The organism is Streptomyces sp. NPDC056580 (assembly GCF_042793175.1).
Lineage (GTDB): Bacteria > Actinomycetota > Actinomycetes > Streptomycetales > Streptomycetaceae > Streptomyces.
On sequence record NZ_JBHTVE010000006.1, the window covers coordinates 355,172 to 376,436 of the forward strand.

The window sequence follows — 21,265 nt, forward strand, 5'->3', positions numbered from 1 at the left end:
GTGCCCCGTACCGTTGCCCAAGTCATCGTGGACGCGCTGAGCGAACTCGGCGTGCGCCAGGTGTTCGGCGTCGTCGGAGACGCGCTCAACCCCCTCACGGACGCCATCCGGACCACCGACGGCCTGGAATGGGTGGGCTGCCGGCACGAGGAGGCGGCCGCCTTCGCCGCCAGCGCCCAGTCGCAGCTCACCGACACCCTCGGCGTGTGCATGGGCACCGTCGGACCCGGCTCCGTGCACCTCCTCAACGGACTGTACGACGCGGCCAAGAGCCACACCCCGGTCCTGGCCATCGCCGGCCAGGTGCCGCTCGCCGAACTCGGCACCGACTACTTCCAGGAGGTCGACAACGACGCCCTCTTCAGCGACGTCGCCGTCTTCCGCGCCACCGTCACCTCGCCCGACCAGCTTCCGCAGATGCTGGAGACGGCGGTACGCCACGCGCTGGGCCGCAAGGGCGTCGCCGTCCTCACCGTGCCGGGCGACCTGGGCGAGCGCGAACTGACCGCCGACCGGCCGGCCCGGTTCTCCCTGAACGCTCCGGTGAGCCGCCCGGACGAGTCCGCCGTCCGCCGCGCCGCGGAACTCCTCGACCGCTCCGAGCGCGTCACCCTCCTCGTCGGCCAGGGGGCCCGGGCCGCCCGCCAGGACGTGCTCACCCTCGCCGACCGGCTGGCCGCGCCCATGGTGCTCACCCTGAAGGCCAAGGCCGGCTTCGAGGGGGACGTCAACCCGTACCAGGTCGGTCAGACGGGCCTGATCGGCAATCCCGCCGCGGCGCAGGCCCTGCAGGACGCGGACACGCTGCTGATGCTCGGCACGGACTTCCCCTACCGGGACTGGTATCCCGAGGGCCGGACCGTGATCCAGGTGGACACCGAGGCGACCCACATCGGACGCCGCGTACCGGTCGAGGTCGGCCTGGTGGGGGACACCGGCGCCACCGTGCGCGACCTGCTGGCCCACCTGACCGCCGCGCCCGCCGGATCCGGTGGCGCGCGCGACCGCTCGCACCTGGAGAAGGCGCGGGAACGCTTCGACAAGTGGCGCACCGGTCAGGCCCGGCTGGCCGACCCCGCGCACGACAAGGGCGTCGTGGGCCGCATCCGCTCCGCGCTGGACAACCGCGCCCACGACATCCGCCCGGAGGCCCTGGCCGCGGCCGTCGACCGGGCGGCGGCGGACGATGCCGTCTTCACCTCCGACACGGGCATGGCCACGGTGTGGCTCTCCCGCTTCGTCGAGATGCGCGGCGAGCGGCGCCTGATCGGCTCCTACAACCTGGGCTCGATGGCCAACGCCATGCCCCAGGCCCTGGGCGCCCAGTGTCTGGACCGCGAACGGCAGGTCGTCGCCTTCTGCGGCGACGGCGGACTGAGCATGCTCCTCGGCGACCTCATGACCCTGAAGACGTACCGGCTCCCCGTCAAACTGGTCGTCTTCGACAACCGCCGGCTGGGCATGGTCAAGCTCGAACAGGAGCAGGCCGGGCTGCCCGAGTTCGGCACGGTGCTGGACAACCCCGACTTCGCCGCCGTGGCCGAGGCCATGGGCGTCACCGGCATCCGCGTGACGGACCCCGCGGACGTGGAGGGCGCCGTGCGACGCGCCTTCGACAGTCCGGGCCCGGTGCTGCTCGACGTCCTCACCAACCCCGACGAGATCGCCGTCCCGGCCAAGCCGACCGTCGAGCAGGGCTGGGGCTTCGCGCTGGCCAAGGTCAAGGAGGTCGTGCGCAGCCACGGAGAGCCGGACGGGAGCTGACCGGATCCGGCTCGGGCCTCACCCGTCGGCCGCCGGGTAAGGTCCGGGAGTCCCGCTCCCGGGCGGCCGGGAGCGGGCACGCCGCCCGGAGGAACCGCCAGCCCGGGCGGCCGCGGCGGGGACCGCGGGTCGGACGGTGACGGTCAGGGTCCGGGAGTCGGTGTACCGGCGGGCGGCGTTCCCGGCGTAGATCTTGACGTCCCAGGTGACCGTGGCGGTCCGGGCGGCGGCGTCGCAGGTGCAGGCGAGCCCGCCGAACCTCGGTGACGTCGCCCGGCGCGGTTGCGGTCCGATCGCCGGGCGTCGAGTACCGGCGCACCGTGGACACGGCTCCTCGACGGGCGCGGAACCGGTGAACGATCACCCGGTGAACGTCAACTCAGCGCGTCCACGGCCACCTGCACACTGGGATGCAAGGTGATCACCTGGTCGAGTCCGGCCACGCGGAAGAGCTGCACCATCGCCGGGCTGAGCGCCGCGACCGAGAAGGAGGAACCCAGCGCCTCCGCCTGACTGTAGGCCGTGACGAACGCGGTCATCCCGGTGGAGTCGCAGTAGTCCAGCGCCGACAGGTCGGCGACGACGCCCACGCCCGTGCCGCGCAGCGCCTCCTCGACGGCCTGGCGGAAGCCGGGACCCGTGTAGTGGTCCAGCTCTCCGGCCAGGCGCATGACCACCGCCCCCGTGGGGGAGGGGTCGATGCTGATGGCGAGAGCGCCCTCTGTGTCGTTCACCAGGTCTCCTGTGCGGCGGGTCGGCCACTGCGGGGCGGCGGGTCGCGTCCGGCGGTCGTGTCTCACGAGGAGCCCCATGCCAGCTCCCGCGCCCTTTGTCGCCATGCCTTCCCCGCGCGGGTTTCCCCATCGGCCTGGATTATCCTATGAGGCCGCGGCCAACCGCCCGGGATTGCGCGACCCGCCGTCATGGATCATACGTTCGCGGTGTTCGGCCGAACACCTGCCGGAGCGGTGGGGGCCGTCACCCGTGCGGGGGCGGGCGGCGCGCGTCGGCGTCGGGCGGCGATCCCGGGGCAGACGGGCGTGGGTACGGGGTCAGGGGACGGCCGCGGACACCGTCGGCTCCGGTGAGGGCCACGGGGCTGGACCGGCATGAAGGGAAGGGTGTCGCGTGGCACGCGCCGACGAGGCTGGGGACAGGCCGACGACAGCGGCCGGTGACGAGGTGTTCGCCGCCGACCCGGGGGTCGGCAGGTATCTCGCCCGGGTGGACTGGGGCGCCACCCCGCTCGGTCCGCCGCCCCGATGGCCGCAGAGCCTGCAGACGGCCGTCAGCATCCTGCTCTCCTCCCGGTTCCCCATGTGGATGGCCTGGGGCGAGCAGCTGACCTTCTTCTGCAACGACGCCTACCGGCGTGACACGCTCGGCCGCAAGTACCCCTGGGCGCTCGGACGGCCCGCGAACGAGGTGTGGGCGGAGATCTGGGACGACATCGGCCCCCGCATCGAGACCGTGCTCAGCACCGGCGAGGCGACCTGGGACGAGGGCCTGCGGCTGTTCCTGGAACGCTCCGGTTACAGCGAGGAGACCTACCACACCTTCTCCTACAGCCCGCTGCGCGACGACGCCGGCGCCGTGGTGGGCATGCTGTGCGTGGTCACCGAGGAAACCGACCGGGTGATCGGCGAGCGGCGGATGGCCACGCTGCGGGACCTGGGATCCGATCCGAGCGTGATCCGCACCGAGCAGGAGGTGCTGGCCTTCGCGGACCGGCAACTGGCCCGCAACCTCCAGGACCTGCCCTTCACCCTGACCTACCTGTTCGACGGCGACACCGCCCGGCTGGCCGGATCGACCGGGATACCCGCCGGACACCCGGCCGCTCCGGCCGCCCTGCCGGCCGGCGGCACGGACGGCCTCTGGCCGGCCGCGTCCCTGCTCGGGGGAGAGGCCGCGCTCGTGCCGCTCACCGGCGACGCCGCCACCGGCCTGCCGTGCGGCGACTGGCCGGAGCCGCCCGCCGAGGCACTCGTCGTCCCCCTGCTGCAACAGGGCAGCGCACCGTACGGTTTCCTCGTCGCGGCCCTCAACCGGTACCGCGTCCTGGACCAGGGATACCGGGGCTTCATCGAGCTGGCCGCGGGACACATCGCCTCGGGCATCGGCAGTGCCCGCAGCTACGAGGCGCAGCAGCGGCGTGCCGAGGAACTGGCCGAACTGGACCGCGCCAAGACCGCCTTCTTCTCCAACATCAGCCATGAGTTCCGCACTCCACTGACCCTGATCATGGGCCCCGTCGAGGAACTGCGCAGCCGGCTCGGCGACGCGGACGACGAGGTGCGGCAGGACCTGGACGCCGTCCACCGCAACGGGTTGCGGCTGGGCAAGCTGGTCAACGCGCTGCTGGACTTCTCCCGCATCGAGGCCGGGCGGATGCAGGCCCGCTACGGGCCGGTCGACCTGGCCGTGGTGACCGCCGAACTGGCCAGCGTCTTCCGGTCGGCCGTGGAGAAGGCCGGGCTCACCTTCGACGTGGACTGTCCGCCCCTGGACCAGCCGGTGCACGTAGACCGCGGCATGTGGGAGAAGGTGATCCTCAACCTGCTCAGCAACGCGCTGAAGTTCACCTTCGAAGGCGGGATCCGGGTCAGCGTGCGGGGCGAGGACGCGCACGCCGTCGTCACCGTCGCCGACACCGGCATCGGTGTGCCCGAGGCGGAGATGCCCCGGCTGTTCGAACGCTTCCACCGCATCGAGAACGGCCGCTCCCGCTCGAACGAGGGCAGCGGCATCGGCCTCGCCCTGGTGCAGGAACTCGTCGGCCTGCACGGCGGTGAGATCACTGCCGTCAGCACCGAGGGCGAAGGCACCGCCTTCACCATCCGGATCCCGCTCGGGACCGCCCATCTGCCCGCGGACTCCGTGGTGGCCGCACCGGACGGCACCGTGATCCCCACCGACGCCGACCCCTACGTCCTGGAGGCCCTGCGCTGGCTGCCGGGCAGCGACGGCGACGCGCCGGGGAGCACCGGGGTGCGGGCCGAGTCCGGCGCCGCCGACCCGAGCGTCGAGCGGACGGCCGGCGCCCGGGTGCTGGTGGCCGACGACAACGCCGACATGCGCGAGTACCTCACGCGTATCCTCGCCGCCGCGGGATACGAGGTCGCCACCGTCACCGACGGCGTGGAGGCCCTCGACTCCGTCCGCCGCGACGCGCCCGACCTCCTCGTCAGCGACGTGATGATGCCCCGGCTCGACGGGCTGGAACTGGTGGCGAGGCTCCGCGGCGACGCGCGCACGGCCTCGGTGCCCGTGCTGCTGCTGTCGGCCCGGGCCGGGGAGGAGGCGTCGATCGAGGGCCTGCAGGCGGGGGCCGACGACTATCTGGTCAAGCCGTTCGTCGCCGCCGAGCTGCTGGCCCGGGTGCGTGCGAACATACTGCTGGCCCGGCTGCGCAGCCACCACCTGCGGTGGCGGGCGGCGCTCATCGACTCCTTGCAGGAGGCGTTCTTCGTCTGCGACGAGTCCGGGGCCGTCATCGAGACCAACACCGCGTTCACCGACATCCTGGGCTACGGCCCCGAAGACCTCCCGTACACCCCGATCCACCCGTGGTGGCCGGACGCCGCCGCCGACCCGGAGGCGCACCGGCTGGTCGGAGAGGCCTTCACCGACCTGCTGGAACGCCCCCGCGGCTCCTGCACGGTGCCCGTCACCCACCGCGACGGGCACCGGCTGTGGGTGGCCGTCACCTGGAACAAGGCCGAGGACCCCGACACCGGACGCCGGGTCACCGTCTGCACCTTCCGCGACGTCACCGCCGAGCACTACGCCGTCCAGCGCGAGACGGCGCTGGCCGCGCTGAGCACCTCGCTGTCCCGGGCCACCAGCCTGGCCGAGGCGCTCTCCGGCGCCCTCGCCGAGCTCAAGGTCATCTGGCGTGCCCGGCAGGTGCTGGCCGCCGTCTTCGAGCGCGGCGACGTACCGGCCCTCACGGCCACGGACGGGGACCTGCGGTGGGAGGACCTGCCGGCCGAGCGCCGCGACGCGCTCGCCGAGGTGCGCCACCGGCCACCACTGGCGCCGATGGCCGAGGACACGGGCGCCGGCGTCCTGCTGGAACACCCCGAGGGCTCGCTCGCCCTGTGGGTCGACCTGGGCGAGGACCGGCCGTTCAGCTGTGAGGACCAGTTGCTGCTGTCGCTGCTGGCCGGGCACCTCGCGCAGGGCCTGGTCCGGGCCCACCAGATCGACCAGCAGCGGGAGACCGCCATCGCGCTGCAGCGGGCCATCCTGGGCCCGGCCAGGCTCCCCGACGGTTTCGCCGTGCGTTACGAGCCCGCGACCCGGCCGCTCGAGGTGGGCGGCGACTGGTACGACACCGTCGCCCTCCCGGACGGGCGGATCGGCATCGTCGTCGGCGACTGCGTCGGACGGGGTCTGGAGGCGGCCAGCGTCATGGGGCAGCTGCGCAGCGCGTGCCGCGCGCTGATGCTGGAGGACTCCAGCCCGGCGAAGACCCTGATGGCCCTCGACCGGTTCGCGGCGAGCGTGCCGGGCGCCCTGTGCACGACCGTGTTCTGCGGCGTCCTCGACCCCGGCACGGGCGAGCTGACCTACTCCAGCGCCGGGCACCCGCCCGGCATCATTGCGCACCCCGACGGCACCACCGCTCTGCTGGAGGAGGGCCGTTCCCTGCCTCTGGCCGTACGGCCGGGCAGGCAGCGGCCGCAGGCCGCGTGCACCCTGCCCGCGCGTGCCACGCTGCTGCTGTACACCGACGGGCTCGTGGAGCGCCGCCGGCGCCCGCTCAGCGCGGGGATCGACCAGGCGAGCAAGGCCGTGCAGGAGGGCCGGGAGATCCCGCTCGACGACCTCGCCAGCGAGGTGATGGCACGGCTCGCGCCGGCCGGCGGCTACGACGACGACGTGGCGCTGCTGCTCTACCGCCATCCGGCGCCGCTGGAGATGTCCTTCCCCGCCGAGTCCTCCCAGCTCGCGCCGGTCCGCAAGGCGCTGCGCACCTGGCTCGACGGGTGCGACCTCCCGCCCAACACCGTCCAGAACATCCTCGTCGCCGCCGGGGAGGCGTGCGCCAACGCGATCGAGCACGGCCACCGGCACGCCCCGGGGGAGGCCGTGTGGCTGCGCGCCGAAGCCCTCGCCGACATCCTCCGGCTGACCGTCGCCGACAGCGGCCGGTGGAAGACTCCCCAGCCGGAGCTCAACCCGCACCGCGGCCGGGGCGTGGCCCTGATGCGGGCCATGATGCAGCAGGTGACCATCAGTCCCGGCCCCGCCGGCACCACCGTCGACATGCAGATGAGGATCGCCTGATGACCACCCCTCTAGTCCTCAACGCCGGCCGGGGCCCGGAGGGCACCCTCCGGCTCGCGGTCAGCGGCGAGATCGACATGAGCAACGCCGGCTCCCTGGCCGAGGCCCTCGACGCGGACACCGGGCCCGTCGTCCTGGACCTGACCGAGGTGGAGTACCTCGACAGCGCCGGGCTGAGCGTGCTCTTCGCCCACGCCGACCGGCTGGAACTCGTCGTGACGCCGCTGCTGGAGCCCGTCCTGAGCGTCTCGGGCCTCATCGGTCTGGTCACCGTCCGCGGCCCCGGCCCGGAGGACGTGCCGCATCATGAACGGTGACCCGGCGGGGCCCTGGGGCCCCGCCCGCGTCCGTAGTACCCGAGCCCGCCGGCCAGGAGTGATGACCAACGTGACCGAGACCCTCCGCGTGACCGTTCAGCACGTCGGCGCCACCGCCGCCGTCGTCACCGTCGCTGGGGACATGGACCTGCACACGGCGTCCGTGCTGAGCGAGCACGCCCTGACCGTCGTGCAGGAAGGCGCCCCGCACCTGGTCCTGGACCTGGCGCAGGTCGACTTCGTCGACTCCACCGGCCTGAGCACCCTCATCAACCTCATGCACGCGACGCAGGAGGCGCACGGCTCGCTGCGCCTCGCCGCCGTCCCCGAGCGGCTGGCCCGTATGGTCACCATGACCGGCATCTCCCAGTTGATCCCCGTCCACGCAACGGTCGCCGAGGCGCTGGCGGTGCAGGCCGAGGACGATCCGGCCGGCCGTGCCGGCGGCGAGGCCCGCTCCGTCGGCTGACGCCCCTGCCCAGGCCGCCGCCAGGCCGTCGAGCACCGGCGCGGTACCTGCCGCGACCAGGGCGGCAATACCTTGCGATAAGCTGCATGGCGCTTATTCCTGACACATCCCGGTCCGGTCGCACGAGGGAGGAGGCCCGATGCACGGGACATGGCCGCCCGCGAGCGGTGAAACCGCCGCGGACCGCCATCTCGCGGTGGACTACTCAAGCGACGCCGAGTGGGCGGACCACCTCGTGGCCTTCGTCCGGGCGGGACTGGACGGGGGCGAGCACGTGCAGTACTTCGCGGACGCCACCGACCCCGCCCTGGTCACGCGCACGCTCACGAACCGGGGCGTGGACGCCGCCGCCGCCCTGCGGCGGGGACAGCTCCTCGTGACGACCGCCGACGAGACCTACCTGGCCGGTGCCCGCTTCGATCCGGACGCGATGGTCGGCCTGTGGCGGAAAGCCGTGGACGACGTCGCCGCGCGGGGATTCCGCGGTCTGCGGGCGATCGGTGAGATGTCCTGGGGCGCCCGGGACATAGCAGGCGCCGAGCGCCTGCTGGAGTACGAGTTGCGCATCCACCACGAGGTGTTCGAGCGGCTGCCCCTGCGGGCGTGGTGCTTCTACGACCGGCGCCTGCTGTCCCGCCGGGACCTGCGGATGCTGTCGGGAGCGCACCTGACGCGGACCGGCGCCGGCGCGGCCCCGGCCGCCGGCCGGCGGGAACTGTCGGCGGCCCCTCTGGCCGGGCCGCCCGGATTCCGGCTGGCCGGGTCGGCCGGCTACGAGAGCCGCCGCGTCGTCGCTTCGACGGCGGCCGCGCTCGCCGCGTCCCCGGCGGAGCGCGTCACACTCGACCTGTCGGTCCTGGACCATCTCGACGTCGCGGCGCTGGCCGACCTCGCCGCCGCGGCGCGCAGACGGCCCTCCGGCATACCCGTGCGTCTCCTCGGGGCCCCGCCCGCGCTCCAGCGCATGCTGGCACTCTTCCCGGAGCTGAGGGACGGCCTGGAGGTGGCCGGACGGTGACCACGAGCACCCGGCAGACCTCGGTCTCCACCCGGACCGACGCGACCTTCAGCCACCCCGCCCTCTTCTACACAGGCGACGACGACTACGCGAAGAACGTCGGCGACTTCATCCGCGCGCAAGCGGGCCGCGGCCGCCCTGTGCTGGTGGCGGTACCCGGCGAACGCCTCACACTCCTCCAGGACGCCGTCGGCGGCGAACACCAGGACGTCAACTGGGCCGACATGCGGCACGAGGGACGCAACCCGGGTCGTCTGCTGTCGCTGCTCCAGCAGTTCTGCGACCGGCACGCGGACCGCCACCCCGCCGTCGTCAGCGAGCCGGTGTGGCCCGGGCGCACCCCCGCGGAGGTACGGGAGGCCACCCGCCACGAGGCGCTGACGAACCTGGCGTTCACCGGCCGCCGCACCGCGCTCCTGTGCCCCTACGACACCGCCCTGCCCGATGACGTGCTGGAACAGGCGCACCGCACGCATCCCGCGATCGGCGGCACCGACGGCTTCCGGCCCAGCCCGCGCTACGCGGACCCGCACACGGTCTGCCAGGACTGCGACGCACCTCTGCCCGAACCGGACGACCCGGTCGTCCTGCACTTCCAGGAGGAGGACCTCGGAGCCGTGCGCGACGCGGCCGCGACCTGGGCCGAGCAGGCGGGCCTGGCGCCACGCCGCCGCACCGACTGGCTGCTGGCCGTCAACGAGGCCACCGGCAACTCGGTGCGCCACGGCGGCGGACGAGGCACCCTGCGCCTGTGGCGCGCGGACGGCAGCGTCGTCGCCGAGGCACGGGACCGGGGACGGCTCACGGACCCGCTCGTCGGCCGGCGCCGCCCCGATCCGTTCTCCCCGAACGGCGGCCGAGGCGTCTGGATGATGCACCAGCTCTGCGACCTGGTGGAGATCCGGACGCTGCCGGCCGGTCTGGTCGTGCGCCTGCACGTAGCGCTGGCATGAGCCGGCAGCCCCGCACCGGGTCACGGATTCCTCTCCGGAAGCGTAAGCCGGGCCTTTCATGTGCATACGAGCCTGACAGGGCGCTGACCGTTGTCGCGCGAGACAGTGACCTGCCTGACGGACGCGGCAGGCGGTTCGGCGAGGGTAGGACGAGATGACGGCTGAGCGCGAGCGCAGGTCGACCAGCGAAGTCCGCCGGTCCGGGGCGGTGCGTGACACGGACGAGGACCTGTCGGTGCTGTTCGGCACCTCGACCGCGCTGTTCGCTTCAATGGCGGGGCCCGCGCACGTGCTGGAGGCCGCCAACCCGGCCTTCTTCACGGCGATCGGCGAGGGACGGCGGGAACGCGCCGGCGTCCCGCTGGCCGAGCTGATGCCCGAGCTGCCGGCCCAGGGCTTCATCGCCCTGCTGGACCAGGTGTTCCGGACGGGCACACGGCACGTCGGCCGGGACGCCCGGGTTCTCATCGGCCTCGGTGACGAGGCCCGGGAGGCGTACTTCGACTTCACCTACGAGGCCCGCCGCGACGTCGGCGGCAACATCATCGGGGTGCGCATGATCGGAGTGGAGACCACTCACGTCAAGCACGCCCGGCGCCTGGCCGCCGAACAGCGCGCCCTGCTGGAGCAGATCGCCCGCCAGGCGCCGCTCTCGGACGTGCTGGACGGCATGTGCAGGTCGATCGAGGAACTGTCGCCCGATGTGATCGTCTCGGTCCTGCTGGCCGACGAGGACGGCCGTCACCTGCGCCACGGCGCCGCCCCCAGCCTGCCCGACTTCTACAACCAGGCCATCGACGGCATCGCCACCGGCGAGGGCATCGGCTCGTGCGGCACCGCCGGCCACCGGCGCCGGACCGTGATCGTCACCGACATCGCCGCCGACCCGCTGTGGGAGGAGTTCCGCGGCCTGGCCGGCCGGGCCGGACTCGCGGCGTGCTGGTCGACGCCGATCCTCGGCCGCGACGAGCAGCTCCTGGGCACCTTCGCGATGTACCACCGCACACCACGGGCCCCGCACGACACCGACCTGGCGCTGGCCCGCGTCATCGCCGACACCGCGGCCCTCGCCATCGAGCGTCACCGCGCGGAACAGGCCCGGCTGGCGGCCGACGCCCGGGAGAAGACGGCCCGCGACGACCTCGCCTTCCTGCTGGCCGCCAGCACCGCCCTGTCCGGGCAGCTGGACGAGAGGCAGATGCTCCAGCGTCTGGCCACCCTGGCCAGTCCGGTGCTGGCGCCGCTGGCAGCGGTCGACGTCCTGGAGTCCGGGCGCGTCCAGCGGGTGGCGGCCGCGGCCCCGGCCGAGGATGCGCGCGCCCTGCTCGCCTCCTACGTCCCGGCCCGCGACGACGACGCCGTCGCGCGGGTCCTGGCCTCCGGACTGACCGAAGTGGCCCGGCGCACCCCCACCGGCCCGGGGCCGTGGCGGGATCTCGGCGTCACCGGCTACGTCTGCGTACCCCTCCTGGACCGCGGGCGGCCCTTCGGAGCGCTGACCCTGCTCTCCACCGACGCGCACTCCTTCGACGGTCATCGGGTCGCCCTCGCGGAGGAGCTGGCCCGCCGCGCCGCCTCGGCCGCCCGCAACGCCCGCCAGTACGAGCAGCGCGCGGCCCTCGCCCGCGACCTGCAGACCGGTCTGCTGCTGCCCGACCTGCCCGAGATACCCGGCGCCCAGCTGGCCGCGTTCTACCATCCGGCGGGTGAGGGACTGGAGATCGGCGGCGACTTCTACGACGTCTTCCCCCGCGGCGACGGAAGCTGGGCGTTCATCCTCGGCGACGTCTGCGGGCGCGGCGCCAAGGCGGCCACCACGACGGCGCTGGTCCGCCACACGGCGCGCGCGGTCGCCCCGCTGCTCGACGACCCCGTCGACGTCGTCAAGGCCGTCGACAAGGCACTGAACGACCGCTACGCCCACCAGAACAACGGCTTCGTCACCCTCGTCCACGGCCACCTCAGGCCCTCCGCCGACGGACTCGCCGTCCACCTCGTCCGGGCCGGCCACACGCTGCCCCTGCTGCTGGACGCCGACCACAGGGTCGACACGGTGGAGGCGCCCGGCGGACTGCTCGGGATCGGCATCCCGCCCAGACTCACCGCCCGCCGCTTCACCCTCCGCCCCGGTGAGAGCCTGTTCCTCTACACCGACGGCATCACCGAGTGCCGGACCGAGGGAACCGAGCAGTACGGCGACGTCCGGCTGGCCAAGGCCCTGGCCTCCGTGCCGCGCCGGCCGGCCGCGGCGGACATCGTCGAGACGGTGGCCGAGGACGTCCGCCGCTACGTGGCCGGCGCCAACGTGGAGGACGACCAGGCCGCTCTCGTCATCACCGCCGACGAACCGCCGGCGCGCCGGGACCGGCCGGACGACACCGGGCGCGGCTGAGCCGGGCCCCGCACGCGGCGGTGCGGGTCGCGGCTCGGGGCCGACCTCAGCAGACGCTCGCGGTCCGGCTGACCCACTGGGGCAGCGTGAGCCGCTCGGCCTCCGGAGCCGGCCTGCGACGACGGGGCGGCACGTATCCGCCGACAAGGCGTCCGCGCCGGTCGCGGGGGGCGTCGGCGGTCAGGGAACGCCGCAGGAGGGAGAGCTGCGGCGCCACGGCCGCCAGGCAGTCGTGCTCCTGGCGGGCCGCCACCGTCGTCCGGTCGTGACCACTGTTCTGGCGGAAGCGTTCGTTCATGGTGAGACCTCCGTTCGTGATCCCACCTTCGCCCAGCGACAGCCCCTCGCGCGTCGTCCTCCCGCAGCGAATCCCCGGTACCACGGCTGCGGTACTCCGGGCGCCCGCCTACGGCCGGGACAGACGCGCCGGGTACGCGGCCCCCAACGGCCGGGTCATGGCAGCGCGCCGGCCAGGCCGCACTGGTAGGCGATGACCACGAGCTGGGCCCGGTCGCGTGCCGCTAGCTTGGTCATGGCCCGGTTGACGTGGGTCTTCGCCGTCAACGGGCTGACGAACAGGTGCTCGGCGATCTCGTCGTTCGACAGCCCCAGGGCCACCAGGCCGAGGACGTCGCGTTCCCTGCGCGTCAGGCACTCCAGCCGCTCGTGCACCTCTCCTGAGCGAGGGTCCGGCTGTGCGAGGAAACGCCTGATCAGCGCTCCGGTGGCCGCGGGTGACAGGAGTGCGTCGCCGGCGGCGACCGTGCGGACGGCCTCGACCAGTTCCTCGGGGCGCGCACCCTTGCCCAGGAAGCCGCTCGCGCCCGCGCGCAGCGCTTCGGCCACGTGCTCGTCGTCCTCGAAGGTGGTCAGGATGAGCACCTTCACCGCCGCCAGGTCCTCGGACTCGCTGATCAGCCGGGTCGCGTCGAGTCCGTCCGTCTCCGGCATGCGGATGTCCATCAGCACCACGTCGGGGTGCCGGGTCCGCGCCAGGTCCACCGCCTCCTGACCGTTGGACGCCTCGCCCACCACCTCCATGTCGCCGGTGGCGTCGAACAGCATCCTGAAGGTGCCCCGCAGCAGGGCCTGGTCATCGGCAAGCAGTACGCGAATCGTCATGCCCGTCTCTCCTCGCTGTCTCGCTGATCAGCCGGCCGGGCCGCAACGGCAGGTCGGCCGTCACCCGGAAGCCGCCCTCCGGGCGCGGTCCCGCGTGCAGCCGGCCCCCGACCATCGCCACCCGCTCCCGCATGCCGACCAGCCCGTGCCCGGTGCCTGCGGGCGCGGGGTGATGCCGCGCGGTACCCCCGTCGTCCTCGACGGTGATCGTCAGCCGCTCGGGGTGGTGGTGCAGGGTCAGCCGCGCACGGTCGGCCCCGGCGTGCTTGCGCACGTTGGTCAGGGCCTCCTGGACGATGCGGTACGCGGTCAGATCGACCGCCGGTGTCAGGGGGGCGGCCGCGGCTCCGTGGCGGGTGTGGTCGACGGTCAGTCCGGCCCGGGCGAAGGACGCCAGCAGCACCGGTATGTCGGCGAGACCCGGCGCGGGGCTGCGCGGTGCGACCGGATCGCCCGACTGTCGCAGCAGCCCCACGGTCACCCGGAGCTCGTCGAGCGCCGACCGGCTGGTGTCCCTGATGTCCTCCAGGGCGGTCAGCACCTGTTCCGGCTGTCGTTTCGCGAGGTGGGCGGCGACGCCGGCCTGGGCGTTGATCAGCGCGATGTGGTGGGCGACGATGTCGTGCAGCTCGCGGGCGATGCGCACCCGCTCGGCCGCCACCCGTTGCTGTGCCTCCTGCTCACGCGTGCGTTCCGCGTGCACCGCGCGCTCCTCCACGGCCGCCACGTAGGCGCGGCGGGAGCGCAGCCCGTCGCCCACGGCGGCCGGCAGCGCCGTCCAGGCCACCAGCGCCGCGTTGTCGGGGTTCAGCCAGTCCTGCGGGGCGCACAGGATGGCGGTGCCCACCAGGACGGCGGCCGAGGCGGTGGCGCTGGTCCAGGTGGTGCGCCGGTCCGTGAGCAGGCCGACGGTGTAGACGGACACCAGCACCGGGCTGATCACCAGCGGACTCTCCCGGAACCCGAGGGCCAGGAAGCCGACCCCGCAGCCGAGCGCGACGGCCAGTGCGCCGACCGGGTGGCGGCGCCGCCAGACGAGTGCGGAGCAGCCGACGCCCGCCAGGACCACGGCGGTCCAGCGCCACAGGAAGCGGTCCTCGTGAGGTTCGATCGAGGCGGCCACCACGGACAGCACGAACAGCACGGCCAGGCCCAGCGCGTGCACCACGCCGATCCGGGCCGGCGCTCGCCGGTTCTTGTCGCTGATCACCACCATGCCACCACCGTAGGGTCGGCAAGGAGATCGGGCACGGCGTCGTCACCCGGGCGCACCACGCGCGTGTGGCCGTCCGGCCGAGCGGCCCCGACGGTACGTCACCGGCGGCCGGGCCCGGCCGCCGCGGGCACCCGCCCAGGTCAGGGCCTGGGCGAACGCGGTGTACGACGCCGGGGCTCCGGCGCCCCGCGGTGTGCGCCGGAAATCGTCCGCGGCGTTGCGGAGTTCGGGGGTCCAGTAGCCGGTGAGGGCCTTCGCCGGGTCGACGGCCACCCCGCTGCCGGGCGCACCAGTGCGGACCGGCACGTCTCCCACCCCACCGACTCGGAGTGAGAGAGATGACCTCTCGGCACGCGGCCGCCCAGCAGGCGGCGGACAGTGGCACACCCGCGTCCTCCCCGGCCGACGGGCCCCGGGTCCTGCGCGGACCGGTCGGCATGCCGTCGGCCAACGCGGCGGCCCTCTCGGCCGACCGGGTGCTCTCGATCGCCCTGCCCTGGTTCGTCCTCACCACGACCGGCAGCGTCGGCAAGACCGGTCTGGTCGCCTTCTGCCACATCGTCCCCTACGTGACAGCCCAGGCGCCGGCGGGTCGCGTCATCGACCGGGTCGGCCCCAACCAAACGCAGCAGCGTGGCCGGTGACCTGGCCTCCACCGTCGCGATGGCCACCGCCCCGTTGCTCTACCTCACCGGACACCTGTCCTTCGGCCTGCTGCTGGGACTGCTGGCCGTGGTCGGCGCGGCGGACGGCCCGGCCAACGGGGCCAAGGGCCTCTTCGTGCCGGTGGCGACCCGCGCGGCCCGGGTGCTGCTGGAACGCGGGACCGGCCTGTCGGCGGCGGTCGAACGGGCCGCGACGACCATCGGACCGGCCGTCGCCGGTCAGCAACCGCGTGCGCGTGCCGACACGGTGCCCTCCGGACGCGGCGAGGATGGTCGGCTCCGAAGCGGTCACGCACCTGATCGTGGCGCGCCGAACTCCGCACCGTACGGGCGGAGTTCGTGAAGACGTCGGTACCGGCACGCGTCCGCGCCGGAGAGCGAGCGCCTTGGGCTGGTGCTGCCCGACGGCCATTGATCAGACCGGCACAACTGGCTGTCCGATCAATGCCGAGGGCGGAAAAGTCGAGGTCGCACGCCACGGCAGCCACCTGACGGGCTGCCCGGCCCACCGAGCGGAAGGACATCGCAAGATGAACGTTCACAAGCGGATCGCCCTCGCGGCAGCGGCGGCGGCGCTCAGCGCAGGCCTCGCGGGAACCGTGCCGGCGCAGGCCGCGCAGCGGCCCGTCGCGGCGGTCCGGGCCGCGTCCGGGTTCCAGAACTGGTCGTGCGGCTACAACCACGGCAAGGGACTCGAACCCCGTCCCCTGCCGCATGCCACCACGGCCCACAAGCTCGCCGTGGGACCGACGCTGATCGAACTGCGCAACGCCAAGTCGCACGGCACCTGGTTCGCCTGGGCACGCGTGAACGCCGGCATCGACGCCGCGACCGAACCCGGTACCGAGGTCTGGTTCGACTGGTCCGACGACCACGGCCGCACCTACCACGCCTGTGGCAGCCCGTACCACAAGGTGATGCTGGACGCCGGAGTGGTCCAGCGCGAGGACGGCCCCGTCTTCCAGGCGCACACCAAGGCGGTCAACTGGATCCGCGGACGCTGGGTGAAGATCTGCGGCGCCTATTGGCGCATGCACTCCAACGGCGTCCCCTACGTGGCCGAGAGCACCTGCTCCGGGTGGTACGCCAGCTAGTGAACGAGCAGGCTGGGCGGCACGGCGGCCGCGGGGACGCCCGCGGCCGCACCCCGGCCCCGTGTCCGCCTCGACGGCGGCCACTTCACTTCACGGCGTCGGGCTGCGCCTCCTCCTCGGGCGCCGAGGACGGCTCCGCCGGCGCGGAAGCGGTGTAGAAGACGGAGCTGCCCTGCTTGTTCCGCTGCGCGAGGCTCCTGGCGACGAGATTCTCGAGGGTGGTGCGCACGACGTTGGACGAGATGCTGCGGTCGGGGTGCGCGTCGGCGACCGCCTTGGCCACTTCCGCCGCTGACCGGGGTTCGCTCTGCTCGGTGAGGTGGCGGTGGACGAGATCGACCAGGGTGGGGCGGGCCCCCTCCCGCGCGACCGGCTTCCCGGTGACCGGCTCACCGGCGACGGGCTTCGCACCGGTCCGCTTCGTCCGCTTGAGGCTCTTGGGCGACTTCACCGCGGCCGTCTTCGCCGTTCGCCGCCCACCGGAGGCGTCGGTGGCCTGCTTCCTGGGGGACGGCACGGCGGCACCGCCGGAGGCCGCAGGCGCGGCGACGGGAGCGGGGACACCGAGCGCCTGCTGCATGCTCACCAGTACGGCGTGGTCGTGCTGGAGCGCGATCAACTGCTCCTGCAATGCGCTGAGTTCCGCGCTCACGCGTTCCTGCTCCTTGACGTTCCGTTCGAGGTCGCCGGCCACCTGGCTGATGTACTGGGAGGTCAACGCGGTTGCTGACGCCGTTTCTTCGGACATGGTCGTCTCCTTGGTCGGCGGCCGGGACGTGGCTCTGGCGGGCCGTGGAGGCGGGCCAGGGGTGGCGTTGCGGCCGCAATGTGCCCTGGTGCAGCGATAATACGGGTGGAACGCCCCGTTTCTACGGGATGAGCGACTTCCCTTCGGCCCGAACGCGGCTGTGCGCTATCGGCGGTCAGAGCCTCGGACCGTGGTGGTAGACGATGCCGGGGTGTGTTCCACCGCTGTCGGCGAACATCTCGGGGACGGTGACGAAGGTGTAGCCACGCGCGGTCAGGCCCGTGAGGATGCGCGGGAGTGCCACGGGCGTGCGCGCGTACCGGTCGTGGAGGGAGACGATGGCACCGGGACGGGCGAAATCGAGGACACGCCGTTCGATGGTCAGGGGAGCGATCCTCTTCCAGTCCTGGGGATCCAGGCTCCACATCACGACGGCGAGCCCCTCCTGCCCGGCCACCGCCCGGACCCGGGCGTCGTAGCTGCCGAACGGGGGGGCGCAGCAGTGTGGGCCGCCGCCCGGTGACCGAGGCGATGTCCCTGGCCGTGCCGCTCAGCCCGAAGCGGACGCCGTCGGGGGAGAGGGCGACGAGGTGCGGGTGGGTGACCGTGTGGTCGCCTATCGCGTCTCCGTCGCGCTGCTCGCGCCGGACCGTCATCGGTCGTTGCAGGGCGTGGGGTCCGACCAGGAAGAAGGTCGCCACCGCGTCGTGGGCCCGGCCTCCGGCGGCGATGGCTGAGCGCTTCGAACCCGCCGAGTTCAAGGCCCGTGTCGACACCGTCCTGGGCGAGTTCCTCGCGGCGGAGGCCGAGCAGCTCCGCGCCATCGACCAGGCGCTGGAGCCGGTGGCCGAGCAACCGCGGGCGGCGGCCGGACACGGCAAGCGGCTGCGGGCGGGGTTCTGCGAGCCCCTCGTACGCGCGGCGGCCTCCATGGAACTGGTCCACGCCGCCGCGGTGATGCACGACGACCTGATCGACGACGGCCCGCTGCGCCACAACCTGCCCACCGCGCACGTCGCGCTGCGGACCGCCGTCACCGGCAGGCCCCAGGCCCGTGCCGCCGCCCGCTGTCTGGCCATGCTGGTCGGTGACCATCTGATGGCGCTCGCGGGCCAGTTGTTCGCCACCAGCGGTCCGCCCACCGCCTACCTGGCCCGCGCGCGGCCGGTGTGGGCGGACCTGGCGAGGGAGCTGATCGCAGGCGAGTGCCTGGAGATCCTCAGCACCGGAACGGACCCGGATCCGCAGGTGTCGCTGAAGGTGGTGCGCTACAAGACCGCGAAGTACACGGTCGAGCAGCCCCTGCTCATCGGCGCCCTGCTCGCCGGCGGCACCGCCCGGCTGCGGGCCGGCCTCTCCGCGTACGGGCTGCCGCTGGGCGAGGCGTTCCAGCTCCGCGACGACCTGCTGGGCCTGTTCGGAGAACCCGGTCGCACCGGCAAGGCGAGCCTGGACGACATCCGGGGCCGGCGGCCCACCGCCCTGCTCGCCGCGACCTGGCGTGCGGCACGGCCCGCCCAGCGCGAGCGCCTCGCCGGTGTGCTGGGCCGCCGCGACCTGACGGCCGCACGGTCGCGCCCGCGCGCGTTCCGCAGGCCGGCGGTCAGCCGATGATGCCCAGGTCGGTGTCAGGACGGCAGAACGAGCAGGCGGCGACGCCGTCGGCGAGCGCGTGCCGGGCGGCGTCCGCGCCGACCGGCCTGGCCCGTCCGCCGGCCATGCGGCAGTCCCCGGTGTGCACGGCGTTGGGCCGGGCGTCCCGGTTCAGCCCGTACTCCAGCAGCCACTCCGGCGCCCGGTCGGCGGCCGCGGCGGCCGCCCGGGCCTGCTGCTCCTCCCGCTCCCGAAGCCGGGTGATCTTGGCGTCGACCCGGGCCAGCCACATCGCGTGCCAGATGCGCAGCACGCGCAGACTGGGCAGGTCGGGAGGCAGGTCATCGAACACAGTTCCGATTCTAGATCGATGATCGGGTGGTGCCGCAGTCGCGTGTTCGAATTTATGTTCGATACGGTAGCGGCAGGAGGTGAAGGCGATGAGCAACAAGACGGAGGCGACCGTGATGCACGTGCGCTGCCCCGACCGGCTGCCGGAGGAGACCTACCGGAGGGTGCTGGAGCTGCTGGCCGAGCTGTCCCCGGTCGTCCAGGCGCTGCCGCCCACCTGTGCCCTGGTCGAGCTGAAGGGAGCCCTGCGCTACCACGGCACCGACGCCGGTCACCTGGGCGAGATCCTGCGCGTGCGCGCCATCTCCCGTCTCGGCGTCGACCTCCGCATCGGCGTCGGTCCGACCATCACGGTCGCGGCCACCGCTTCCGCGCAGGTCACCGGGCCCGGGGGAGTGCTGACCGTCGCCGCGCGGCAGGCCGCGGAGTGGCTGGGCCCGCTGCCGGTGGAGGCCCTGCACGGCATCGGCCCCCGCCAGGCGGCGGCACTCCGCGACTACGGGATCCACAGCGTGGGCCTGCTCGCCTCCGTCTCACCGGGGACGGTCCAGCGCCTGCTGGGCAGGACCCACGGACGCCTCGCCGCCGACCGGGCCCGCGGCATCGACCCCCGGCCCGTCGTCCCGAGGACGCTGCCCGCCTCGGCGGCCGTCCGCCACATCTTCGAGCGGCACACCCTCGACGGCGCCAGTGTCCGGTCCGCCCTGCTCGACCTGGTCGTCCGACTCGGACTCCTGCTGCGCCACCGCGGCCAGGCCGCCCGAGCGCTCACCCTCACCCTGCGGTTCGCCGGCGGCACCACCTGGGACAAGACCCGCCGCCTGCCCGAACCCTCCCACCACGACGAAGATCTGCGCACCCTCGCCTACCAGCTCATGGACGCGGCCGGCCTGCAACGCGCCCGTCTGACCGGACTCACCCTCAGGGCGGAGGACCTCATCGACGCCGACCGCGTCGCGCGGCAGATCACCCTCGACGAGACACGCGAGTCCCGGCTGGCCGCCGAACTCGTCCTGGACCGCATCCGCGACAAGTTCGGCCCCGACGCCGTCGGTCCCGCCGCCACCGTCCCCTACCGCCACGCCTCCTGAACCTTCCGCCGCGTCGCGCCGCGGGGGAGTGGGCCGCTCCCCCCGCCCCGCCCGAGCCGCCCACCCACCGGGGCGAAGTCACGGCCAGCGGGACGCACCCCGGCGCGTCGGCGAGCCGTGCTCGCCCCGTGAGCCCGCTCGCCGGCGCTCACGCCACAGCCGATCCTGAGGGGGCCAGGACCACAGCGCGCCGAGGATCTTCGGACGCATGGCGGATCACCGAGGGGAAACCCGGTCGGCATCCCGGCGGAAGCCGGTCACCACGGAGGAAACCATGTGTCGCCTTTTCGGCCTCAGCAGCGCCCCGCTCCGTACGCACGCCACCTTCTGGCTGCTCGACGCCCCCGACAGCCTCAGCCGGCAGAGCCACCGTGACCCCGACGGCACCGGCCTCGGCCGCTTCGCCGCCGACGGCACCCCGCGCGTCGACAAGGCCCCCATCGCCGCCTACCGCGACCGCGCCTTCGCGCAGGAGGCCCGGCAGGACGAGTCGGCGACCTTCATCGCCCACGTGCGCTACGCCTCGACCGGCGGCCTCGACGCCCGCAACACCCACCCCTTCGAGCAGGACGGGCGGCTCTTCGCGCACAACGGGGTGATCGAGGGCCTCGACGCCCTCGACGACCACCTGGGAGACGACCGGTCGCTGGTCCGCGGCGAAACGGACTCCGAGCGGTTCTTCGCCCTGATCACCCGGGAGACCCGGCGCAACGGCGGTGACGTGACCGAGGGCATCCGGCAGGCCGCCCGGTGGATCGCCGCGAACCTGCCCGTCTTCGCGATGAACCTGATCCTCATCACGCCCTTGGAGCTGTGGGCGCTGCGCTACCCGGACACCCACGAGCTGTACGTCCTGGAGCGTCCGGCGGGCGGCCGGCACGGGAACCGGCATCTCGACCACAGCGGCAGCCACGGACGTATGCACGTCCATTCGGCGTCCCTCGCCGAGCACCCCGCGGTCGTCGTCGCCAGCGAGCGGATGGACGACCATCCCGGCTGGCGCCTGCTGGAGCCGGGCGAACTCCTCCACGTGGGCTCCGACCTGCACGTCAGTCGCGAGATCCTGCTGCCCGACGCACCGGCGCACCAGCTCACCCTCGACGACCTGCACGCCGGTGCGGCCACGTCCCAGGAGGCCGCCTAGGCTGCTCGGCCCCTGGACCGGATCCGGAACCGA

The 21,265-nt window shown here is 73.5% G+C and carries 20 protein-coding genes and 2 pseudogenes; 13 read left to right on the forward strand and 9 right to left on the reverse strand.

Going from position 1 to position 21,265, the window contains the following annotated elements:
- The gene (locus ACFQ9Z_RS15505) at nucleotides 1–1,764 is read left to right on the forward strand and encodes a thiamine pyrophosphate-dependent enzyme (protein WP_383016706.1); all 1,764 of its coding nucleotides are present in this window, start codon (nucleotides 1–3) and stop codon (nucleotides 1,762–1,764) included.
- A gap of 374 nt (nucleotides 1,765–2,138) precedes the next feature.
- Here the strand turns inward: ACFQ9Z_RS15505 and ACFQ9Z_RS15510 are convergent, their stop codons facing one another.
- Complete coding sequence (locus ACFQ9Z_RS15510) at nucleotides 2,139–2,498, reverse strand: STAS domain-containing protein (protein WP_383016709.1); 360 nt, start codon at nucleotides 2,496–2,498, stop codon at nucleotides 2,139–2,141.
- Nucleotides 2,499–2,892: 394 nt separating this feature from the next.
- Here ACFQ9Z_RS15510 and ACFQ9Z_RS15515 point away from each other — a divergent pair, with 394 nt between their 5' ends.
- The 6 genes from ACFQ9Z_RS15515 (at nucleotide 2,893) to ACFQ9Z_RS15540 (ending at nucleotide 12,208) form a co-directional block, all read left to right on the forward strand.
- The gene (locus ACFQ9Z_RS15515) at nucleotides 2,893–7,059 is read left to right on the forward strand and encodes a SpoIIE family protein phosphatase (protein WP_383016712.1); all 4,167 of its coding nucleotides are present in this window, start codon (nucleotides 2,893–2,895) and stop codon (nucleotides 7,057–7,059) included.
- On the forward strand, nucleotides 7,059–7,376 hold the full coding sequence (locus tag ACFQ9Z_RS15520) for an STAS domain-containing protein (RefSeq protein ID WP_383016715.1): 318 nt from the start codon (nucleotides 7,059–7,061) through the stop codon (nucleotides 7,374–7,376). Before ACFQ9Z_RS15515 ends, ACFQ9Z_RS15520 begins: the two co-directional genes overlap by 1 nt.
- Before the next feature lie 61 nt (nucleotides 7,377–7,437).
- A complete protein-coding gene (locus tag ACFQ9Z_RS15525) occupies nucleotides 7,438–7,845 on the forward strand; it encodes an STAS domain-containing protein (RefSeq protein ID WP_383016718.1) in 408 nt (135 codons plus the stop codon).
- A gap of 139 nt (nucleotides 7,846–7,984) precedes the next feature.
- Nucleotides 7,985–8,863, forward strand: a complete 879-nt coding sequence (locus ACFQ9Z_RS15530; RefSeq protein ID WP_383016721.1) for an MEDS domain-containing protein — start codon at nucleotides 7,985–7,987, stop codon at nucleotides 8,861–8,863.
- A complete protein-coding gene (locus ACFQ9Z_RS15535; protein WP_383016724.1) occupies nucleotides 8,860–9,816 on the forward strand; it encodes an anti-sigma factor RsbA family regulatory protein in 957 nt (318 codons plus the stop codon). The genes ACFQ9Z_RS15530 and ACFQ9Z_RS15535 overlap by 4 nt, the downstream gene beginning before the upstream one ends.
- 154 nt (nucleotides 9,817–9,970) lie before the next feature.
- A complete protein-coding gene (locus tag ACFQ9Z_RS15540) occupies nucleotides 9,971–12,208 on the forward strand; it encodes a SpoIIE family protein phosphatase (RefSeq protein ID WP_383016727.1) in 2,238 nt (745 codons plus the stop codon).
- 46 nt (nucleotides 12,209–12,254) lie between these two features.
- Here the strand turns inward: ACFQ9Z_RS15540 and ACFQ9Z_RS15545 are convergent, their stop codons facing one another.
- From ACFQ9Z_RS15545 to ACFQ9Z_RS15560, 4 genes and pseudogenes are all read right to left on the reverse strand, one after another.
- Nucleotides 12,255–12,506, reverse strand: coding sequence for a hypothetical protein (locus ACFQ9Z_RS15545; protein WP_383016730.1), 252 nt, complete (start codon nucleotides 12,504–12,506; stop codon nucleotides 12,255–12,257).
- Between the two features lie 155 nt (nucleotides 12,507–12,661).
- The gene (locus ACFQ9Z_RS15550) at nucleotides 12,662–13,330 is read right to left on the reverse strand and encodes a response regulator (RefSeq protein WP_383016733.1); all 669 of its coding nucleotides are present in this window, start codon (nucleotides 13,328–13,330) and stop codon (nucleotides 12,662–12,664) included.
- Nucleotides 13,302–14,546 carry a sensor histidine kinase gene (locus tag ACFQ9Z_RS15555; protein ID WP_383016736.1) on the reverse strand — a complete coding sequence of 415 codons (1,245 nt, stop codon included), beginning with the start codon at nucleotides 14,544–14,546 and terminating at the stop codon, nucleotides 13,302–13,304. The genes ACFQ9Z_RS15550 and ACFQ9Z_RS15555 overlap by 29 nt, the downstream gene beginning before the upstream one ends.
- A gap of 201 nt (nucleotides 14,547–14,747) precedes the next feature.
- Nucleotides 14,748–14,837 (reverse strand): annotated as a pseudogene (locus ACFQ9Z_RS15560) (DUF4232 domain-containing protein); the annotation flags it as partial.
- Nucleotides 14,838–14,884: 47 nt separating this feature from the next.
- Between ACFQ9Z_RS15560 and ACFQ9Z_RS15565 the strand changes: the two are divergent.
- The 3 genes from ACFQ9Z_RS15565 (at nucleotide 14,885) to ACFQ9Z_RS15575 (ending at nucleotide 16,305) form a co-directional block, all read left to right on the forward strand.
- The gene (locus ACFQ9Z_RS15565) at nucleotides 14,885–15,190 is read left to right on the forward strand and encodes a hypothetical protein (protein ID WP_383016739.1); all 306 of its coding nucleotides are present in this window, start codon (nucleotides 14,885–14,887) and stop codon (nucleotides 15,188–15,190) included.
- Nucleotides 15,180–15,554, forward strand: coding sequence for a hypothetical protein (locus tag ACFQ9Z_RS15570; RefSeq protein ID WP_383016742.1), 375 nt, complete (start codon nucleotides 15,180–15,182; stop codon nucleotides 15,552–15,554). Before ACFQ9Z_RS15565 ends, ACFQ9Z_RS15570 begins: the two co-directional genes overlap by 11 nt.
- 187 nt (nucleotides 15,555–15,741) lie before the next feature.
- Nucleotides 15,742–16,305 carry a hypothetical protein gene (locus tag ACFQ9Z_RS15575; RefSeq protein ID WP_383016745.1) on the forward strand — a complete coding sequence of 188 codons (564 nt, stop codon included), beginning with the start codon at nucleotides 15,742–15,744 and terminating at the stop codon, nucleotides 16,303–16,305.
- A gap of 85 nt (nucleotides 16,306–16,390) precedes the next feature.
- On the opposite strand, the gene ACFQ9Z_RS15580 is transcribed toward ACFQ9Z_RS15575, so the two are convergent.
- From ACFQ9Z_RS15580 to ACFQ9Z_RS15590, 3 genes and pseudogenes are all read right to left on the reverse strand, one after another.
- Nucleotides 16,391–17,053, reverse strand: a complete 663-nt coding sequence (locus tag ACFQ9Z_RS15580; RefSeq protein ID WP_383016747.1) for a hypothetical protein — start codon at nucleotides 17,051–17,053, stop codon at nucleotides 16,391–16,393.
- A 175-nt stretch (nucleotides 17,054–17,228) separates the two neighbouring features.
- Nucleotides 17,229–17,510: a hypothetical protein gene (locus ACFQ9Z_RS15585; protein ID WP_383016750.1), complete on the reverse strand. Its 282-nt coding sequence runs from the start codon at nucleotides 17,508–17,510 to the stop codon at nucleotides 17,229–17,231.
- A gap of 40 nt (nucleotides 17,511–17,550) precedes the next feature.
- Nucleotides 17,551–17,877 (reverse strand): annotated as a pseudogene (locus ACFQ9Z_RS15590) (polysaccharide deacetylase family protein); the annotation flags it as partial.
- Between ACFQ9Z_RS15590 and ACFQ9Z_RS15595 the strand changes: the two are divergent.
- The gene (locus ACFQ9Z_RS15595; protein ID WP_383016753.1) at nucleotides 17,783–18,667 is read left to right on the forward strand and encodes a polyprenyl synthetase family protein; all 885 of its coding nucleotides are present in this window, start codon (nucleotides 17,783–17,785) and stop codon (nucleotides 18,665–18,667) included. The pseudogene ACFQ9Z_RS15590 and the gene ACFQ9Z_RS15595 overlap by 95 nt on opposite strands.
- Here ACFQ9Z_RS15595 and ACFQ9Z_RS15600 read toward each other — a convergent pair.
- Entirely contained in the window at nucleotides 18,657–18,998 is a 342-nt protein-coding gene (locus ACFQ9Z_RS15600) for a DUF6233 domain-containing protein (RefSeq protein WP_383016756.1), read from the reverse strand. The genes ACFQ9Z_RS15595 and ACFQ9Z_RS15600 overlap by 11 nt on opposite strands.
- A gap of 88 nt (nucleotides 18,999–19,086) precedes the next feature.
- Here ACFQ9Z_RS15600 and ACFQ9Z_RS15605 point away from each other — a divergent pair, with 88 nt between their 5' ends.
- Entirely contained in the window at nucleotides 19,087–20,088 is a 1,002-nt protein-coding gene (locus ACFQ9Z_RS15605) for a hypothetical protein (protein WP_383016759.1), read from the forward strand.
- A 274-nt stretch (nucleotides 20,089–20,362) separates the two neighbouring features.
- Nucleotides 20,363–21,232 carry a class II glutamine amidotransferase gene (locus ACFQ9Z_RS15610; protein WP_383016762.1) on the forward strand — a complete coding sequence of 290 codons (870 nt, stop codon included), beginning with the start codon at nucleotides 20,363–20,365 and terminating at the stop codon, nucleotides 21,230–21,232.
- The last annotated feature ends 33 nt before the right edge of the window (nucleotides 21,233–21,265 follow it).

Excerpts from the sequence above, each read along its gene's own strand:
- ACFQ9Z_RS15520 (WP_383016715.1), top strand. The coding sequence starts at position 7,059 with ATGACCACCCCTCTAGTCCTCAACGCCGGCCGGGGCCCGGAGGGCACC.
- ACFQ9Z_RS15525 (WP_383016718.1), top strand. The coding sequence starts at position 7,438 with ATGACCAACGTGACCGAGACCCTCCGCGTGACCGTTCAGCACGTCGGC.
- ACFQ9Z_RS15530 (WP_383016721.1), top strand. The coding sequence starts at position 7,985 with ATGCACGGGACATGGCCGCCCGCGAGCGGTGAAACCGCCGCGGACCGC.
- ACFQ9Z_RS15540 (WP_383016727.1), top strand. The coding sequence starts at position 9,971 with ATGACGGCTGAGCGCGAGCGCAGGTCGACCAGCGAAGTCCGCCGGTCC.
- ACFQ9Z_RS15545 (WP_383016730.1), bottom strand. The coding sequence starts at position 12,506 with ATGAACGAACGCTTCCGCCAGAACAGTGGTCACGACCGGACGACGGTG.
- ACFQ9Z_RS15550 (WP_383016733.1), bottom strand. The coding sequence starts at position 13,330 with ATGACGATTCGCGTACTGCTTGCCGATGACCAGGCCCTGCTGCGGGGC.
- ACFQ9Z_RS15555 (WP_383016736.1), bottom strand. The coding sequence starts at position 14,546 with ATGGTGGTGATCAGCGACAAGAACCGGCGAGCGCCGGCCCGGATCGGC.
- ACFQ9Z_RS15565 (WP_383016739.1), top strand. The coding sequence starts at position 14,885 with ATGACCTCTCGGCACGCGGCCGCCCAGCAGGCGGCGGACAGTGGCACA.
- ACFQ9Z_RS15575 (WP_383016745.1), top strand. The coding sequence starts at position 15,742 with ATGAACGTTCACAAGCGGATCGCCCTCGCGGCAGCGGCGGCGGCGCTC.
- ACFQ9Z_RS15580 (WP_383016747.1), bottom strand. The coding sequence starts at position 17,053 with ATGTCCGAAGAAACGGCGTCAGCAACCGCGTTGACCTCCCAGTACATC.
- ACFQ9Z_RS15595 (WP_383016753.1), top strand. The coding sequence starts at position 17,783 with ATGGCTGAGCGCTTCGAACCCGCCGAGTTCAAGGCCCGTGTCGACACC.
- ACFQ9Z_RS15605 (WP_383016759.1), top strand. The coding sequence starts at position 19,087 with ATGAGCAACAAGACGGAGGCGACCGTGATGCACGTGCGCTGCCCCGAC.
- ACFQ9Z_RS15610 (WP_383016762.1), top strand. The coding sequence starts at position 20,363 with ATGTGTCGCCTTTTCGGCCTCAGCAGCGCCCCGCTCCGTACGCACGCC.